14 protein-coding genes are annotated in these 15,534 nt (G+C 40.7%); 6 read left to right on the top strand and 8 right to left on the bottom strand.

Annotation, left to right across the window (positions count from 1 at the left end; genetic code table 11):
- Positions 1–351: 351 nt before the first annotated feature.
- The 4 genes from BLP81_RS01785 to BLP81_RS01765 all read right to left on the bottom strand — a co-directional run bounded on the left by BLP81_RS01785 (position 352) and on the right by BLP81_RS01765 (position 5,164).
- On the bottom strand, positions 352–543 hold the full coding sequence (locus BLP81_RS01785; RefSeq protein WP_093364878.1) for a hypothetical protein: 192 nt from the start codon (positions 541–543) through the stop codon (positions 352–354).
- Between the two features lie 191 nt (positions 544–734).
- Positions 735–1,301 (bottom strand): DUF305 domain-containing protein, encoded by a 567-nt coding sequence (locus BLP81_RS01780; RefSeq protein ID WP_093364876.1) that lies wholly within the window; start codon positions 1,299–1,301, stop codon positions 735–737.
- A gap of 406 nt (positions 1,302–1,707) precedes the next feature.
- Positions 1,708–3,957, bottom strand: coding sequence for a catalase/peroxidase HPI (gene katG / locus BLP81_RS01770; protein WP_093364866.1), 2,250 nt, complete (start codon positions 3,955–3,957; stop codon positions 1,708–1,710).
- Between the two features lie 304 nt (positions 3,958–4,261).
- Entirely contained in the window at positions 4,262–5,164 is a 903-nt protein-coding gene (locus tag BLP81_RS01765) for a DUF6607 family protein (RefSeq protein ID WP_093364864.1), read from the bottom strand.
- A 106-nt stretch (positions 5,165–5,270) separates the two neighbouring features.
- Between BLP81_RS01765 and BLP81_RS01760 the strand changes: the two genes are divergently transcribed.
- Genes BLP81_RS01760 through BLP81_RS01750 form a run of 3 tightly spaced genes read left to right on the top strand, consistent with a single transcriptional unit; the run spans position 5,271 to position 8,434 of the window.
- On the top strand, positions 5,271–7,340 hold the full coding sequence (locus tag BLP81_RS01760; protein WP_093364863.1) for a TonB-dependent receptor plug domain-containing protein: 2,070 nt from the start codon (positions 5,271–5,273) through the stop codon (positions 7,338–7,340).
- Between the two features lie 22 nt (positions 7,341–7,362).
- Positions 7,363–7,992, top strand: coding sequence for an HmuY family protein (locus BLP81_RS01755; protein WP_093364862.1), 630 nt, complete (start codon positions 7,363–7,365; stop codon positions 7,990–7,992).
- A 4-nt stretch (positions 7,993–7,996) separates the two neighbouring features.
- Positions 7,997–8,434 (top strand): hypothetical protein, encoded by a 438-nt coding sequence (locus tag BLP81_RS01750; RefSeq protein WP_093364861.1) that lies wholly within the window; start codon positions 7,997–7,999, stop codon positions 8,432–8,434.
- Positions 8,435–8,515: 81 nt separating this feature from the next.
- On the opposite strand, the gene BLP81_RS01745 is transcribed toward BLP81_RS01750, so the two are convergent.
- The 4 genes from BLP81_RS01745 to BLP81_RS01730 form a co-directional block, all read right to left on the bottom strand.
- The gene (locus BLP81_RS01745; RefSeq protein ID WP_093364860.1) at positions 8,516–10,105 is read right to left on the bottom strand and encodes a 4Fe-4S binding protein; all 1,590 of its coding nucleotides are present in this window, start codon (positions 10,103–10,105) and stop codon (positions 8,516–8,518) included.
- Positions 10,102–11,412, bottom strand: coding sequence for an NAD(P)/FAD-dependent oxidoreductase (locus tag BLP81_RS01740; RefSeq protein ID WP_093364859.1), 1,311 nt, complete (start codon positions 11,410–11,412; stop codon positions 10,102–10,104). Before BLP81_RS01740 ends, BLP81_RS01745 begins: the two co-directional genes overlap by 4 nt.
- 79 nt (positions 11,413–11,491) lie before the next feature.
- Positions 11,492–12,199: a TIGR04283 family arsenosugar biosynthesis glycosyltransferase gene (locus tag BLP81_RS01735; RefSeq protein ID WP_093364858.1), complete on the bottom strand. Its 708-nt coding sequence runs from the start codon at positions 12,197–12,199 to the stop codon at positions 11,492–11,494.
- Between the two features lie 5 nt (positions 12,200–12,204).
- A complete protein-coding gene (locus BLP81_RS01730) occupies positions 12,205–12,936 on the bottom strand; it encodes a DUF547 domain-containing protein (protein WP_093364857.1) in 732 nt (243 codons plus the stop codon).
- A 244-nt stretch (positions 12,937–13,180) separates the two neighbouring features.
- Between BLP81_RS01730 and cysQ the strand changes: the two genes are divergently transcribed.
- The 3 genes from cysQ to cysD are packed head-to-tail and all read left to right on the top strand — an operon-like array spanning position 13,181 to position 15,481.
- Positions 13,181–13,981 carry a 3'(2'),5'-bisphosphate nucleotidase CysQ gene (gene cysQ, locus BLP81_RS01725; protein WP_093364856.1) on the top strand — a complete coding sequence of 267 codons (801 nt, stop codon included), beginning with the start codon at positions 13,181–13,183 and terminating at the stop codon, positions 13,979–13,981.
- Positions 13,978–14,571: an adenylyl-sulfate kinase gene (cysC, locus tag BLP81_RS01720; RefSeq protein WP_093364849.1), complete on the top strand. Its 594-nt coding sequence runs from the start codon at positions 13,978–13,980 to the stop codon at positions 14,569–14,571. Before cysQ ends, cysC begins: the two co-directional genes overlap by 4 nt.
- Positions 14,572–14,575: 4 nt before the next feature.
- On the top strand, positions 14,576–15,481 hold the full coding sequence (gene cysD, locus BLP81_RS01715) for a sulfate adenylyltransferase subunit CysD (RefSeq protein ID WP_093364848.1): 906 nt from the start codon (positions 14,576–14,578) through the stop codon (positions 15,479–15,481).
- Positions 15,482–15,534: the final 53 nt, after the last annotated feature.

Below are 15,534 nucleotides of genomic sequence, written 5' to 3'. Positions count from 1 at the left end.
GCATTAAGTTAATAATTAAATTTAATAGTAAGATTAGTTTGCTAATGCTTTACAAGGGGCTTGCATATGAATTTGTGGCGGGAAAACAAGCGCAAGTTTTTCGGCTATACTTTTTCTTATATAAACAAACCGAAATTTTCGATTCAGCAAGATAGTTAGCTATAAAACATATGCGATGTTTTCATTTCATTGTTCTTTTCAGATTTCAAATTATTTGGCTAAAATCCGTTTTCGGTTTTTTTGAGTTTGAGTGAATTCAGTTTAAGGTATTATTTCTCAATATTTTTAAATTCCGTTTGAGAGAGCTATTCCAAAAACTTGCTCATTTTCACAAATTACTATCTTTTCTTCTTAGGTTATTTTATTTGTAACAGAATTGTAAATTAGTTTTAAAAGGCCAGTTATAGAAATAAAGGCAATTCCGATGATTAAGCGATATTCACTAAAAACATTATTTGGATACAAATCAGTCAGAGATATTATTAAAATCATTAAAGCTAAAATCCAAACTAATCCAATGATAAATAATGTTGTTTTTTTCATATAAGATGGTCTTTCAAAATTCTTAATTGCTTAAGCGTTGGTTGCTCAATGAATGGCAACGGTTTGCATATGGCTTGTGGCGGTTTCGGAGCTCTTTTCTGTCCACCAAAATCAAAGTTGGTTACGGATCGAAAACCTTGCTGGCAGCCGTTCCCCGCCATAAGCTTTATGCCTTGTTAGCTGCTGGCTTTTTATTTGATTTCAATTTTTTTTGTTTCTTTATCCAATCGTCCTTCAAATTTTGGAACAGGTCTATTTTCCTTTTCTGCTTCAGTTTCTACTATTCCATTCTCTTTAATATCTTTGATGAGCCATTCCATTTCCATAATTTCTTTGCGTTGAGCTTTAATGATGTCGTCTGCAAGTTTTCTAACTCTAATGTCTTTGATTTTTGCTCTTTCGCTAGTCAATATTGCAATCGAATGATGCGGAATCATCCCTTCCATATAATCGGTATCAGTAACAGTTACTTGACTTCGAACTAACCAAATTGCTCCGATTATCATTATGGCTCCAAGTCCAAATATAACAATGTTAGTTGCCCTACGTTTATACATATTGAGCATATAGGCAAGCATGATAATTATCATCGCACCACCCATTATTATGGTCATGAAAAGACGAGTTTCACTAAACCAAAAGTGGTCGATTATTTGATAAGAATGCGTGTACATTAATAGAAACATTGCAATCATCGAGGTTGCAATCATCGCAAAAAATTTCCCGTATTTCTTTTTGTTGTTTTGTTTGTCTTTCATTGTTTTAAATTTAAAATTATGTTTTTCATCTTGCAGCTAATTCGTTATAAATCCATAAAACCACGCCTTTATTAATTATTCCCCAGGGATAATAAGGCTACCACATTTGGTGCTTATAAACATACACTTTTAAATAGAATTTGAATACGGTTGAGTATAAAAATCAGCTTTCGGAAACCTTCCAATCGTTTATCTCAGCTTTAGTTGTTCTTCTCCCCTTCAGGCGAACTTCCTCAGCAGACTGGATAAAGAAGTTGCCTACAGACCTTAAGAAATGTATCGCCCAGCTTCAGGTTAATGGAAACAAATTCAAAAAAAAGCTTTTTTAAAAGCATTCCGGTGAAGACATAAAAAAAGGGGATTTGTTTCCAAATCCCCTTTCAAATCATCACACTAAAATCAAAACTTAATCCAAATCGAAACGGTCCAGATTCATGACCTTGTTCCAGGCTGCGGCAAAGTCTTTCACGAACTTTTCTTTGGCATCATCGGTAGCATAGACTTCTGCAAGGGCTCTCAGTTCTGAATTGGACCCAAAAATAAGATCTGCCCGCGTTCCTGTCCATTTTATATCCCCCGTCCGGCGGTCGGTACCTTCAAACAAGGTTTCTTCTTCGTTTGCCGCTTTCCAGGTCGTCCCCATATCTAAGAGATTCACAAAGAAATCGTTGGTTAAGACTTCAGGCTGATCGGTAAACACCCCATGCCTGGAGTGATCGTAATTAGTATCTAAAGCCCTCATACCGCCAATAAGCACGGTCATTTCAGGTACGCTGAGCGTCAATAGATTGGATCTGTCCACCAGCATTTCTTCTTCGGTGACTTTTGGATAGCCTTTGGAATAGTTTCTGAATCCATCGGCTCTCGGCTCCAGAGCCTCAAAAGAGTCGATTTCAGTTTGTTCTGCACTGGCATCGGTTCTTCCCGGGTAAAACGGGATGTGGATATCATACCCTGCTTTTTCGGCTGCTTTTTCTACGGCGGCATTCCCTCCGAGAACTATAAGGTCTGCAAGAGATACTTTTTTATTTCCTGACTGGGAATTATTAAAGTCCGTCTGAACTTTTTCTAGGATTTCCAGCACTCTGGACAGTTGTTCCGGGTTATTCACCTCCCAGTTTTTCTGGGGTTCCAGTCGGATGTGTGCCCCATTGGCACCACCGCGCTTATCGGAATTTCTATAGGTAGAGGCCGAAGCCCAGGCTGTAGAGACCAGCTCTGAAATGGATAAATCTGTATCCAGCAGTTTTCTTTTTAGTCCTTCCTCATCTGTAGCATTGATCAGGTCATGATCTACTGCAGGGACAGGGTCCTGCCAGGTGTATTCTTCCTCTGGAACATCGGTACCCAGATACCTTTGAATTGGTCCCATATCCCGGTGAGTTAATTTATACCAGGCTTTGGAATAGGCTTCTGCAAATTCCTCCGGATTCTCATAAAAGTGTCTTGATATTTTTTCGTATTCCGGATCTTCCTTCAGCGCCAGGTCTGTCGTCAGCATAAACGGCGCATGTTTTTTATCGGGATCATGTGCATCCGGAATTGTTCCTTCCCCTGCATTGTCTTTTGGTTTCCACTGGTATGCTCCTGCCGGGCTTTTGGTCAGTTCCCAGTCGTATTTGAATAAATTTTCAAAATACTGGTTACTCCATTGGGTAGGCGTTTCGGACCAGGCCCCTTCGAGACCACTGGTGATGGTATCTACGCCTTTACCGGATTTATAATTGTTCTTCCAGCCCATGCTTTGCATCTCCATAGGAGCGCCGGCTGGTTCTGCCTCTACATAATCCAGATCGCTGGCAGCACCATGTGTCTTACCAAAGGTGTGTCCGCCGGCAATGAGCGCAACTGTTTCATAATCGTTCATGGCCATACGACCGAAAGTTACGCGTATGTCGTGTGCAGCACCCATAGGATCTGGCTTTCCATTAGGTCCTTCCGGGTTAACGTAAATCAATCCCATATGAGAAGCGGCAAGCGGATATTCCAGTTCGCCCTCTTCATAACGTGACTGGTTGTCCAGCCATTCTTTTTCTGCTCCCCAGTATACATCTTCTTCCGGCTGCCAAATATCTTCACGTCCGCCACCAAATCCCTGCATTTTAAGCCCCATGGACTCGTGGGCCACATTGCCTGTAAGGACCAATAAATCTGCCCAGGAGAGTTTCTTTCCGTATTTTTTCTTGATGGGCCACAATAACAATCTGGCTTTGTCCAGATTGGCATTATCCGGCCATGAATTAAGTGGTGCGAAACGCTGAGAACCCGATCCTGCTCCTCCTCTTCCGTCTTGTATTCTATAGGTCCCCGCCGCATGCCAGGCCATACGAATAAAGAAGGGTCCGTAATGACCATAATCTGCAGGCCACCAGTCTTGGCTTGTCGTCATCAGCTCTTCCAGGTCTTTTTTTACAGCCTTAAGATCAAGCGTTTTAAATTCTTCAGCATAATCAAAATCTTCATCCATAGGATTGGCCATAGATGAATTTTGTCTCAGAATATTTAAATTCAATGCATTAGGCCACCAGTCTCTATTATCGTTACCGGAGCCGGCAACGCCTTTGGTATCTCCATTGAGAAATGGACATTTAGCTGAGGATTCATTGACTTCCCAAACCTTGTGGTTTGCATCTTTTGAATTTTTATTGTCTTCCATAGTAAGCGAATTTTAATTTGACTATAAAGAAAATGTATTTAAATATAAACTAGCTATAAACTTAATCTATATATCTAATTTATATATAAATAAAGTTGATTTTTTAGTTTGCTACCAATAAAACTAAGCAATTATTAAATATTTCTAAAATTTTTTAAGTTTTCTTTATAAACGCAAATAGCCTTCTCGGTATGAGAAGGCTATTTGTCAAAATATGAAATGCTGTTTATGAAGTATGTTCTAAATCAGAATAAAAAGCACCTCATTCAATGGTATTTCATCAGTTCTATAAAAAGTCAATAGATTATTTTAGGAAGGCCCTGATTTGGTTTTTGATTTTTTGGCTGTTGTATTCCTGGTCCTGCAATTCAAACATATGCATAAATAAAGGCTTATCGTCTATACTTTTAAGCATGCTAAGGCTCTCTTTATTTTCAAAAACAGATTGCCATTCCGCGCGGACACCAGCCCAGTAATTGCTGTGTTTGGTCCACCAGTCCTGAGCGGCTTTGCATTTACTGTCCTCTACTCTGGTGTAGGTGTTATAGCCTTTTTCGTCGGCCAGCACAATTTCCTGACCGTCTTCGGTTTTTAGAATTTTTTTATTGTCCTGGTCATGCACCCATCCAAAATCGGTGAGTTCATGTCGATTGGTTCTCAGGGTAATATTATAGTCATCCCTTATACTAAATTCACGTCTTGGCAATGGAGCGGGAGTTGTGTTTTCCCAATAATGCTTGCCATCGACATGCACCCAGGAAGCTGTGCCCTCGTATCTCGGGCTATCATCCACCTGATAGACTTTTTGCGTCCACTGTCCAATAACCTCATCATAAGGTAGCTCCTGATATTTCCAGTGCTTATTAGCATCATATACATACAGGTGCTGATTTTGATACAACCAGTCCTGTCGCCAGTGCTTTACGATTTGCTTCCGCTCTTCCGGGCCTACAATCAATAAATGCTGCATCGCGATTTTATCTGACTCATCTTCTACCAACTGTACCCATTCTAATCCGCCAGCGATTTTATCTGGTGAGGGGGTATAGGTAGAATCCTGTGCATGCTTAAAGGTTTCGGAAAAATTAAACTGCACTTCATAACAACCGCACATGGCTTTGATGGCCTGTCGGTCCTGTTCAAGTTTGGTTTGACTCGATAAGCTCTGTAAGAGCAAAAGACTTAAAAAGGTTAAAAAAGTTTTCATGACAATGAATTTTTAAATTACCCTGTAAAATTATTATTTTTATTTGGATTGAATATAAATAGTGTAATATATTTACCTAATATTTATTTTTAATTAGTCTTAATAAATGGATAAGCTGTCGGTTAACATATTGTGGATTCTCCTCTTTTCCCTGGTGTATACTGGTTTTACGCAGGAGACTAAACAAACTACAGAAGACAGTTTATCCTATTTTGATTTAGAAGAAGTTGTGATTACCGCGACACGTTCAGAACGCAAACGTCAGGACATTCCCATGCCTGTAACAGTGCTAAGCCGGGAAGTTATATCCAATACAGGTTTAAGACGTGCAGATGAACTTTTAAACGAACAAACGGGAATAACAAGCATCACAGATCAAAGCGGGTTTAAAGGCATTCAGATGCAGGGCATAAATTCTGAGTACATTATGATTCTGATCGACAACGTGCCTGTGGTAGGAAGACAATCGGGTAATTTAGATTTATCCCGGTTGGCTTTGGGTAATATCGAACGCATAGAAATCATCAAAGGCCCGTCTTCCAGCCTGTATGGTTCTGAAGCCCTTGGGGGTGTCATAAACATCATCACCCAAAAACCATCAGACAGGGAATTAGATCTTGGTGTAGACGCGGCCTTCGGCAGTTTTGAAACTTCAGACTTCAACCTGTCTGCCAAACAAAAAATGAATACGTTTTCATACGCCGTTTTTTTAAACCGCCTGAGTTCCGGAGGATTCGATCTTGATGAGAATCTCAATGGAAATACGGTTGACCCTTTTGAAAATTATACCTTTTCTTCTCATTTAAATTATAAATTCTCAGAAGATTTAAAAACCGCCATCAATTATAGAGTGTTTTACCAGGATATTGATATTTCTGGTGAAAGCGAAGAATGGGATACCAATATAACGTCAATCACTCAGCACAAGTGGTCCTCAAAACTCATTGCCGATTATGAATTGTATTTCACACAATACCAGGCCAATCAACTTGAGCTTGACCCCCTTAATGGCGATGTTCTTTTCGATTCAGATTTTAATCAAAGAATGTTTCGGCCCGAATTACGTTTAACTTATAACCTCAATTCCAGGCACGAAGTGATAGCTGGTATTGGAAGTAATTTTGAATTTTTAGACCGGGATTTATTCGAAAATGAAGTCCGTTTCTATTCGCAGTATATCTATGCTCAGCATAGCTTCTCACCCCTTCAGAAACTAGACCTCATCCTGGGCGGGCGATTTGATATCCATAGTGAATACGATTCTCAGTTCAGCCCCAAAGCTTCAGCTATTTATAAATTAAATGATCACATCGGTATAAAATCTTCTGTTGGGTCCGGCTTTAAGGCTCCTGATTTCAGACAATTGTATTTAGATTTTACAAACTCTGCTGTAGGCTATACGGTGATTGGCAATCGCGTGGAAGAAGCAGTGATAGAACGACTTCAAAACAGCAGTCAAATACTCAGTTTAACGGTAGACCCCGAAAACTTAGGGCAGCCGCTGGGCGCTGAATCCTCAACAGGTGTAAATCTTGGCTTGAGTTATCAGAAAAATAAGTTTGATTTTAGCTTAAATGCCTTTAGAAATGATATTCAAAACTTGATAGACACCAGAATTATCGCCCGCAAAACCAATGGTCAAAATGTGTTTGGCTATGTCAACCGAGACAACATTTACACCACGGGTCTTGAAACCGATCTGAGCTACGCCTTCACTAAAAATCTGAAACTGTCTTTAGGCTACCAGCTGCTGTATGCGTTTGATAAAGAAGCGGAAGACCGCATTGAGGACGGAGAAGTCTTTATAAGAGACCCGGAAACTTTGATCACCAGGCGACTGGAGCTTTCAGACTATTTTGGACTGCCCAACCGTTCCAGGCATTTAGTAAATTTCAAAATCCATTATAACATCCCTGAATGGAAAGCTTTTGCCAACTTAAGGTTAAACTACAGGTCCAGGTATGCCTTGTTTGACACTAACGGTAATGCTCTCATCGATGAGTACGACGATTCTTTTGTGGATGGTTTTTCACTTTTAAATCTCACACTGAGCAAAAGCCTGTTCAAAAACTACAGGTTTCAGCTCGTCGGTGAAAATATCCTCAATAACGAGCAGACCGGCTTACTCAATCTGCCCGGTATAAGAATAACAGGAAAAATTCAATTTCAACTATAAATTAACCCAAAACACAAACCCTATGAACACTTTAAAATTAACTCCGTTTATTTTGATGTCGCTATGTATGCTTTCCTGCTCAGACGATGATGACGTCATGGCATTAGCAGAAGTAGAATCAACCACCATTGAGAATTTACACGCTCCGCAGGAAGGCGGCCGAGGCGAACCTATATCAGGTTCTTTTACCAAGTTTGATTTTGAGACTGGTCAAATAACAGACAGCGACACCGAATGGGATATTGCGTTTCGAGGCACCACCATCGCTGTGAATGGAGGGACTGTAACCGGCACCATAGACGAACCCTTAAGAACTTCCGATGCCGGTATTACACTGGTCAGTGCCACCTTTGAAGATATTACGGAAATTCCGGCAGACACAAGTTTTGACCAAGACAGCCACGAGGGCTTTGCTGTTCCTGCTGGCAGTGGTAATGGCTGGTATAATTACGACTTTACAACTAATATCCTGAATCCAATTCCAGGTAAAATACTTTTGGTAGAAACCACCGATGGGAAATACGCAAAATTTGAAATATTAAGTTATTACAAGGATGCACCTTCTGACATTGATCCTTTTCAGGATGAGTCCAGATACTACACCTTTAGATATGCTTACAATCCTAATGAAGGACAGGTAACTTTTAACTAAAGCCATGAAAATTCAATCTGTTTTTATCATCGCTTTGCAGTTTTTCCTTGGCGGAATGATGATCTATGGCAGTGTTTCTAAATTCGAAACACCGTTTGCAGAGCCACAGGAAGTTGTTGACAAGGCCCAGAACTACCTTGATCAGGATCTTGAACACGTCAGTAAATTAGTGCTGTATGTCAGTGGAATGAAACAAACCGGGTACTTTTGGTTGGTATTGGGCTTATGTGAACTGATCTTTGGACTTCTGGTCCTCTGGAAAAAAACAAGTCTTATCGGTGGTTTATCTTTGTTGCCGATTACACTAAACATTTTGCTGTTTCATATTTTTCTTGAACCCGATGAAATTGATGAATTAGTTTTAACCAGTGGTTTATTTTTAGCCAACATTATCCTTGTACTCTATCGTTCCAAAGCCTACAATTATCTGTTGATTAAATAAACAGCGGCCGTTGCAAGAGCATCCTTAAAATTATTTAAAGGATGCTCTTGTATGAGGTTAAAACGCGGTAAAAAACCCTTCTTACTTTTTATTCTGATTGACCAGATCCATCAAATCCACATCGTTGCCAAGCAGCACGTCTTTAGAATTGATTCTGCCCTTGGGATCGTCGTTTTCAAGTTTTAAAACGCCTCGCGGACAGACCGAAGCACAGATGCCACAGCCCACACATGAGGACCTGACGATGTTTTCTCCTTTTTGAGCGTAGGCTCTCACATCGATACCCATTTCACAATAGGTGGAACAGTTTCCACAGGAAATACATTGACCGCCGTTGGTCGTGATTCTGAATTTTGAAAATAAACGCTGCTGAAATCCTAAAATCGCGGCCATGGGACAGCCAAATCTGCACCATACACGGTTTCCGAAAATCGGGTAAAAGCCAACCCCAACCACGCCGGAGAAAATCGCCCCGATCATAAACCCATAAGAAGACCTCAGGGTCTCAGCTTCAAAAAGAAAAACCTTACTGGTCATACCGGAAAAGTGCAAAGCGATGAGAGCCATAATGACTACAAAAAAGCCAATGGCAGCGTACCTGGCATCTTTTTTTAATTCCTGCCGTTTAAACAGCATCGCCCAGCCGAATATGACCGACAATAAGACCGCAACACTTATCAAAAATGCACCCCCCGAAAGCCAGTATCCTCCTCCGTTAAGATAGGAATATACCACAGCTGTCGTCATAACCACCACAAAGACTAAAACAGAATGCACCAGCCAGCGTTCCAGTTTCCAGGCGCTTTGGGTTTTGTCACTCAAATGCCGAAACGGGTCCCCGGCTGTTTCTGCCAGGCCTCCGCAACCGCATACCCAGGAACAATACCAGCGTTTACCATATTTGTAGGTGAGAATCGGAGTGATGACTAAAATAGAAAGTATCCCGAAAATCAGCAAAGCAATGCCTATATCCCCTGCACTTATAAATTCATCTACTCTGTACTGTTCGAAGTTGTAATAGTTTAAAGGCCAGATATTAATTATGTTATAATAAGGTAATGAGAAATCGTCATCATTGAGTCTGGCCATTAATTCCGGAATGATAAAAGCAAAACCCAGCTGGAAAAACATGACCGAAAACGTCCGCAGACGCTGGTAGCTGTTATGCCGATATTTCCACAGGAATTTAAAGCCAAATCCCAGAATAGCTAAGGTGTATAAAACCCCATAAACAAACCACTGACTGGCCGGTCTTCCGGCCATAAGTTGACTCAAAGGATCAAAGAGCGAAATAACACCTGTATTTGCTCCGCTACTATTTAAGCCTAGTAAGCCCGGGTAAAAATAAAGAACAATATAAAACCCGGTGAACACTACACCTACGATATAAGCCCAGAGCCCGCGATTGGTCAGGGATTTGAAATAGACCCCATCGTTTTTAATGCCTGCGGTTTTACCTGCATAGCTGGCTCTGGTGTACCAGACAATACCGACGGCCACCAGGCCTATCGCTAACGTTAGCCAGAGTGCCTGCGGCTGAAATCCTACATTGAAAACCGACAGGCTCATGATAAAAATTCCGGCAAGCCCTAGGGCCGCAGATAATTTTTGCTGAACATTTAAAGCTTCCGGGGCGTTTCCTGTGACAGACATATTCACATCTAAACTCATAATTCTATTGTATTAAATTCTTTTTCAAATTCCTTCTGAATCTGCTTCTCGTAAGCTTCAAAAAACTCAGGATCAAAATTAGCCTTCTTAAGATTCTTTATGACCTCCTCCACGGTTGCTTCTTCTGTCAGCCAGTAGTCAAAAACTTCATGTCGCATCCGAATCCCAAAGGTATTGATGCCCTTAAAAATCCTGGGTTCCTTTTCAAAATGAATATGAATACATTTTTTACCATCTTCAGCTTCCCAGTAGAAATCGTCATGACCTTCTTTTGGCGTAGGAAACACCCAGCCGTAAGTTTGGTATTCAATATCAAAAAACTTGGCAGAATTGAACCAGTGCCCCGGATTATATTCCATGGGATTTCCGCATAAGGTCTGTGCCAGGGTTTCTCCCATCATCCTTCCGGTGTACCACACGGCTTCCACAGGAGGGCGGTTGCCAATAGGCTCACGCTGTTCGGCACAGTCGCCGATGGCATAGACATCCGGTTCGCTGGTTTCCAGCATCCGGTTGACTAATACGCCGCGGTTCAATTCAATCTTACTGGACTTTAAAAAATCAATATTCGGAGATACACCCGGTGTCAGACCCACCAAATCACAGTCTATTATTTCTCCGGTTTCTTTTACTTTGACGGCTTTTGCTCTTCTATGCTCATCGGTTATAATTTCTTCAAGGCTATTGCCCAGCCTTAAATCGATACCATGCTCTCTTATATGCCGTTCTAAAACCTGGGCCTCTTCATCGGGTATAACCGTATTCCAGAAATGCTCTTCACGCACCAGGAAGGTGACAGGAATATTTCGAGTGGAAAGCATTTCGGCAAGCTCAACGCCTATCAACCCTCCGCCTACAATCACTGCGCGTTTGCATACATTATTATTTGGCGCGTATACCTCGAGCTGTTCGAGGTCCTGTTTACTTACGAGTCCAATCACGGCTTCAGCATCCTGGCCCGGCCAGCCAAATTTATTGTACCTGGAGCCACAGGCAATCACCAGTTTATCATAAGAAAAATCCTCTCCGGAGTCCAGTTTTAGCTGTTTGTGTTCAGTATCAACATGCGTGACGTGAGCCTGTTTCAATTCCAGTCTGTTTTTCTCCCAAAAGGTATCTTCATAAGGTTTTAGATGATTCCATTTCATGTGACCCATATAAACGTACATCAAAGCTGTACGAGAGAAAAAATAGTCACTTTCAGAAGAAATTAAGGTGATGCGCTTATCCGATAATTTACGGATATGTCGCGCTAAAGTCACTCCTGAAATACCATTTCCTATGATGACAATATGTTCTTGTTTCAAACTCTTCAGGTTTTAATTAGTGCACTAGTCGGATGTCTGATGCTGAAATTACTAAAGTTTATTCAAAAGTAAAGCAATCTCAGGCTTTAGTCGGTGTATTATTAATATGCTTTTCATAAAACCTGTAAAGTTCTTCTGAAGAAGCCCCCAGCCATTTTTTGAAATAGATTCCCAGAAAAAGAAGTTGTAATTTCAAAATGCCCTTGTCCTCATAACGCCTGGCCGAAGTCGAAATCCACTCTGGAATCACTTTAAAATGCGTTTGTTCATAGATGGGTTTCAGGATTTCGTGGTCTTCATAAATCAGGAAGTCTTCGTTATACCCTCCAATGTTTTCAAAAAGCGATCTGCTGACAAATAAACTTTGGTCTCCTCCTCTGCAGGACCTGGCGTTAAACTGCGTTAGCAGGCTTAAAAATTTCAACCAGGGATGACTGCTTCTGAATTTCATTTGAAAACAACCCGCCTCATGTCCGTTTTTAACAGCATTGACGATCATTTCATCAAAATTTTCAGGCGGAAAAGAATCGATATGAAGAAAATATAAGATTTGACCTCTAGCGCGTTTGGCTCCAAAATTCATCTGCTTAGGCCGCCCTTTGGGGCATATGAAAGCCTGAACACCTTCAACGGCCTTGGCTTTTTCGAAGCTGTTATCATGACTCCCCCCATCGATGACCAGGATTTCATCCACCCATGAAAAGGGGCTTATTCTCTTCTGAATTCGTTTCAGATTAGCTTCAATGATTTCAGCTTCATTATACACGGGGATGATAATACTAATCATTGGGTTTATTTTTCATTCAATGCCCAGGAATACGGCAAATAATCTATGCTGGCATCTGCATTGATTTTTTGTCGGGAATATGTATTGATAAAATCAATGACTGATTTTCCTCCTCTCTCAAAATCGGAGGCATACCATTTAAAGATTTTAGAAAGTTCAACATGGTTTTTTGACAGTTCGTTTTTATCTGAACGGATAAACCGCTTTGCTGCCGTCTCCAGTTGCTGATCTAGTTTGGATGCCACATAAGCTTCCTTAGCTAGCCTTGGACAAGATTCTGAAGCACAGTTCACCGCAAAATGCACTCTGGGGTCTCCCATCTTCAGCAGCATTCCCTTTTCAATATCGTCCAAAGCATAGGATTCCCCTCCAATTTTCGCAAACTCCGTCGTAAACGGATTGTTTAGAAACCCGCCAATGTCTCGTATGCTTTCCAAAGGATAATTATCGATAATCAGTTTCACGGTGTAAGCATTGTATGCGTTGATAAGGTAAGCTTTATTTTGATTTTTGGTCCAGGACGCTTTTGGAGGATTCTCGTTGAGCAAGCTCAGATACGCATCCAATTTGTTTTCATGTTGCTTCAAAGCTTTGTAATCTACATTCCCATCAGCATCCACATAGGTTTTAACTAATTGATTCCATTGCTGGTGCTTGTGGATATCCTGAGCTTGTAGATTTACTAGCCCAAGATTAAAAAGGATTAGCATTAAAAATATAGACTTTAGAGCTTTCATGAGTTTTTATTTATGTACTACTATTAGTATTTAAAAGTTTTAGGACTAGTCGACAAATATCATAATACATTACGATTCAAATTCAGAAAAAAAATTAACACAGAAAAAGATTTGATTCTAAATTGAATAGTCTACCTAATTGGTAGAAATTATATACTTTTGCCTGATATTTTACACGAAGCCATATAAGTGCTTGATAGCCAGGCTTAAATTAAATAAATTTTAATTTCCAATCTAAGAATTAATGCAGGAAAATTACCTTAAAGCTATTGAAGCCTCCCTGAAAGCAGGAGACGCCATTATGGAAATCTACAGTGAGGATTTTGATGTAGAATACAAAGACGATGCGTCTCCGCTCACCCAGGCTGATAGAAATGCAAATGCAGTCATCATGTCTTATCTGGAAACTACTTCTATTCCTATTATTAGTGAAGAAAACAAACAAACTGAGTTTGAGGAACGGAAATCCTGGACACAATGCTGGATAGTAGACCCACTGGATGGCACTAAAGAATTTGTAAAGAAAAACGGTGAATTTACCGTAAATATAGCTTTGATCGATCATCAAAAGCCGGTGTTTGGAGTGATTTATGTTCCTGCTCAGCGCCTGCTATATGTAGGCGATGTTGACGCCGGTCAGGCTTTTAAAGTTGCGGTGTCGGAAAACGACCATGACATACAATCCCTGTTGAATAAGGCCACAGCTTTGCAGCCTAGCAGAAATTCGAGCCGCATCAGAGTGGTAGGCAGTCGTTCTCACATGAATCAGGACACACTGGATCATGTTGAGACCTTGAAAAAGGAACATCAAAAACCAATAGAAATCGTTTCCAAAGGAAGTTCCTTAAAGTTCTGTCTGGTAGCAGAAGGTCAGGCGGATGTATATCCGCGCTATGCACCAACCATGGAATGGGATACAGCCGCCGGACAAGCCATTTGTAAAGCCGTAGGCCTGGAAGTGATAAGCCTGGATACGAATGAAGAAATGTTATACAATCGCGAAAATCTATTAAACGGCTACTTTCACGTAAAAACAGAATTATGAGCGAAAATATAGTCTTACACGATTACGATATTTCGAGATCGCATAGAAATAAAGTGAACGGACACGAATCTTTTGTGCTTTGGTTTACAGGCTTATCAGGCTCCGGAAAATCTACCATCGCCAACAAAGTTGAAGAAGAATTATTTTATAAAGGCATAAGCACTTATGCTTTGGATGGTGATAACATCAGAAGTGGCATCAATAAAGGACTTGGCTTTAACAAAGAAGATCGACTGGAGAACTTAAGACGCATTGCAGAGGTGGGAAAGTTATTTGTAGATGCTGGAATAGTGACCATAGCTGCCTTTGTGTCTCCTTTAATTTCTGACCGTGAACAGGTGAAGCAAATCGTAGGTAAAGACGATATGATAGAAGTTTTTGTTGACACCTCTCTGGAGGAATGTGAGAAACGTGATGTTAAAGGACTTTATAAAAAAGCAAGAGCTGGTGAAATCAAAAATTTCACGGGAATCGATGCGCCCTATGAAGCACCAAAAGATCCTGAAATTCACATCCAAACAGAACATACCGAAGTGGACGAAGCCGTCCAGTATATTATAAATTATCTAGAAGAAACACATAGAATTTAACTTCATGAGCACGTATTATTTAAATTATTTAGAAGAACTTGAGTCTGAAGCCATCTTTATTTTGAGGGAAGTCTGGGCTCAATTTCAAAATCCGGTGATTTTATTTTCCGGGGGAAAAGATTCGATACTGGTTACACATCTGGCCAAAAAAGCCTTTCATCCTGCCAAAATACCTTTTGCTTTAATGCACGTGGATACAGGCCATAATTTTCCTGAGGCCATTCAGTTTAGAGATGATATCGTCGAGAAGCTTGGCGTCAAACTCATTGTAGGTTCTGTTCAAAAATCGATTGATACAGGCAGAGTGGCTGAAGAAAGAGGTAAAAATGCAACCCGTAATGCCCTGCAGATCACGACCCTTCTCGACACGATTGAAGAACATAAAATTGACTGTGCTATTGGAGGTGGCAGAAGGGATGAGGAAAAAGCGAGAGCCAAAGAACGCTTCTTTTCCCATAGAGATGAGTTTGGACAATGGGATCCTAAAAATCAGCGACCTGAACTTTGGAACCTGCTCAACGGAAAATACTTTGAAGGAGAGCATTTTAGAGCTTTCCCAATAAGCAACTGGACCGAAATGGATGTGTGGAATTACCTCGCCAAAGAAAACATAGAAATTCCCTCTTTGTATTTGGCTCACGAGCGTGAAGTCGTGAAAAGAAATGGATCCTGGATTCCGAATTCAGACCATCTGATCCTGGAACCTAGGGAAGAAATCCTGACCAAAAGGATACGTTTCAGAACACTTGGAGACATCACCATTACCGGGGGAATAGAATCTGATGCAGATACCATGGAAAAAATCGTGGAGGAGGTCTCTACCATGAGAGAAACCGAACGCGGTAACCGAAGCGATGATAAGCGCTCTGAAACCGCCATGGAAGACCGTAAAAAAGACGGTTACTTTTAGACTGTTACTTCTTGAAACAATATTGAAATTTTGATTACAAAAACTGACTTATA

The organism is Psychroflexus sediminis (assembly GCF_900099815.1).
GTDB lineage: Bacteria > Bacteroidota > Bacteroidia > Flavobacteriales > Flavobacteriaceae > Psychroflexus > Psychroflexus sediminis.
The sequence above is the reverse complement of the archived record's forward strand: the minus strand, read 5'-3'. Positions and strand labels throughout refer to the sequence as shown.

What these genes read in the sequence shown, in the direction of transcription:
- BLP81_RS01735 (WP_093364858.1), bottom strand. Translation starts at nt 12,199, where the DNA reads ATGATTAGTATTATCATCCCCGTGTATAATGAAGCTGAAATCATTGAA.
- katG (WP_093364866.1), bottom strand. Translation starts at nt 3,957, where the DNA reads ATGGAAGACAATAAAAATTCAAAAGATGCAAACCACAAGGTTTGGGAA.
- BLP81_RS01745 (WP_093364860.1), bottom strand. Translation starts at nt 10,105, where the DNA reads ATGAGTTTAGATGTGAATATGTCTGTCACAGGAAACGCCCCGGAAGCT.
- cysC (WP_093364849.1), top strand. Translation starts at nt 13,978, where the DNA reads ATGAGCGAAAATATAGTCTTACACGATTACGATATTTCGAGATCGCAT.
- BLP81_RS01765 (WP_093364864.1), bottom strand. Translation starts at nt 5,164, where the DNA reads ATGAAAACTTTTTTAACCTTTTTAAGTCTTTTGCTCTTACAGAGCTTA.
- BLP81_RS01785 (WP_093364878.1), bottom strand. Translation starts at nt 543, where the DNA reads ATGAAAAAAACAACATTATTTATCATTGGATTAGTTTGGATTTTAGCT.
- BLP81_RS01780 (WP_093364876.1), bottom strand. Translation starts at nt 1,301, where the DNA reads ATGAAAGACAAACAAAACAACAAAAAGAAATACGGGAAATTTTTTGCG.
- BLP81_RS01730 (WP_093364857.1), bottom strand. Translation starts at nt 12,936, where the DNA reads ATGAAAGCTCTAAAGTCTATATTTTTAATGCTAATCCTTTTTAATCTT.
- BLP81_RS01755 (WP_093364862.1), top strand. Translation starts at nt 7,363, where the DNA reads ATGAACACTTTAAAATTAACTCCGTTTATTTTGATGTCGCTATGTATG.
- cysD (WP_093364848.1), top strand. Translation starts at nt 14,576, where the DNA reads ATGAGCACGTATTATTTAAATTATTTAGAAGAACTTGAGTCTGAAGCC.
- BLP81_RS01760 (WP_093364863.1), top strand. Translation starts at nt 5,271, where the DNA reads ATGGATAAGCTGTCGGTTAACATATTGTGGATTCTCCTCTTTTCCCTG.
- BLP81_RS01750 (WP_093364861.1), top strand. Translation starts at nt 7,997, where the DNA reads ATGAAAATTCAATCTGTTTTTATCATCGCTTTGCAGTTTTTCCTTGGC.
- cysQ (WP_093364856.1), top strand. Translation starts at nt 13,181, where the DNA reads ATGCAGGAAAATTACCTTAAAGCTATTGAAGCCTCCCTGAAAGCAGGA.